Annotated in this window: 1 pseudogene; it reads right to left on the bottom strand. The window is 40.3% G+C overall.

The features are described 5' to 3' along the window. Positions 1 to 1,776: pseudogene (locus ABYK33_RS15730) on the bottom strand (DNA-directed RNA polymerase subunit beta'); the annotation flags it as partial.

The raw sequence follows: 1,776 nt of genomic DNA, 5'->3' as shown, positions 1-1,776 counted from the left end.
AGAAAAGTTTTCCTTCAACTTTACCTGCAACACCTGCAAGTTCATTTGATTTAGCCACATCAGATTTTCTAAGGTTATACTTCACTTCATCTGCACTGGCTGGATTTACAGAGATCACATACTCGTCATGTGTCACAACAAGAGAAAGTGTACCGTCTACCACTGCTTTGATCTTAGGTTCAACCAAAAGAACACCTGCGTTTCTTCTGTTTGCAACGATAAGGTTACCATCTCTGTTACGATATACATTCAGGTTATAGTATCTAATGAAACCTTCTTTACTTGCGATAACTTGTCTATCTTCTTTCCCTGCTGTTGCCGTACCACCCGTGTGGAATGTACGTAATGTAAGCTGTGTACCTGGCTCACCAATAGATTGTGCTGCAATAACACCTACAGCTTCTCCACGTTTAACCATTCTGTTATCAGCCATATTCAGACCATAACATTTCGCACAGATACCTTTTGGTGCTTTACATGTTGATGGCGCTCTCATAACCACTAAACGTACTCCTGCATCTTGGACTCTTGAAGCAGTCTCTTCATCTATCATCGTACCTTCGCTTACAAGTACTTCAGAAGTAATAGGATCAATAACATCTGCAGCAAGTACTCTACCATATATACGATCTGCCAATGGCTCGATCATCTCATTACCAACAACGATATCAGACACTTCTACACCTTCGTGCGTTCCACAATCTGTCATAGCGATCTTCACATTCTGTGCAACATCGATCAGTTTTCTTGTTAAGTAACCCGCATTCGCTGTCTTAAGTGCTGTATCGGCAAGACCTTTTCTCGCACCGTGCGTTGAAATAAAGTACTCGAGTACATTAAGACCTTCACGGAAGTTTGACGTAATAGGTGTTTCAATGATCGAACCATCTGATTTCGCCATAAGACCCCTCATACCAGAAAGTTGTCTGATCTGTGCCGCTGAACCTCTTGCCCCGGAGTCTGCCATCATGTGTACTGAGTTAAATCCATCTTTATCTGACTTAATAAGACTCATAAGTTCTTCAGCAATACCATTGTTCGCATCTGTCCAGATATCGATAATTTTGTTATAACGTTCTTGATCGGTTAAAAGACCCGCACCAAATTGTCTCTGGATCTCTTTAACTTCTGCTTTAGCAGAAACAACCATTCCATCTTTAAGGTCAGGGATCTTAATATCATCAACAGAGATAGAAACCCCTACTTTAGTTGCATATTTGAAACCCATATCCTTAAGATTATCAAGGAAACCTGCAGTTTCTGAAACACCACCTATTTTATAGATGTAGTCAACCAATGTACCGATATCTTTTTTCTTCAATACTTTGTTCCAGTATTTTTCCGGTACATAATCAGGGATAATTGATTTTAAGATCAATCTACCTGCAGTTGATTTTGCAATATGCCCTTCAATGACTGTTCTGATACGTGCATTGAGGTCAAGTGCATTTTGTTCAAATGCAATTTCAACTTCTTCTACGTTTGCAAAAAGTTTATGCTCACCTTTTACATCATTTTTCTCAAGTGTTAGGTAATAAAGACCTAAAATCATATCCTGTGAAGGTACGGCTATCGCCTTACCTGATGCTGGAAGCAAAATGTTCATTGATGCAAGCATCAATACTTTAGCTTCAGCTATAGCTTCATCTGAAAGTGGTACGTGTACCGCCATTTGATCCCCATCGAAGTCGGCGTTGAACGCAGAACATACCAGTGGATGCAATTGGATCGCTTTACCCTCGATAAGTCTTGGGTGGAACGCTTGGATCGAAAGTT

Source organism: Sulfurovum sp., from assembly GCF_041562805.1.
GTDB lineage: Bacteria > Campylobacterota > Campylobacteria > Campylobacterales > Sulfurovaceae > Sulfurovum.
The sequence above is the reverse complement of the archived record's forward strand: the minus strand, read 5'-3'. Positions and strand labels throughout refer to the sequence as shown.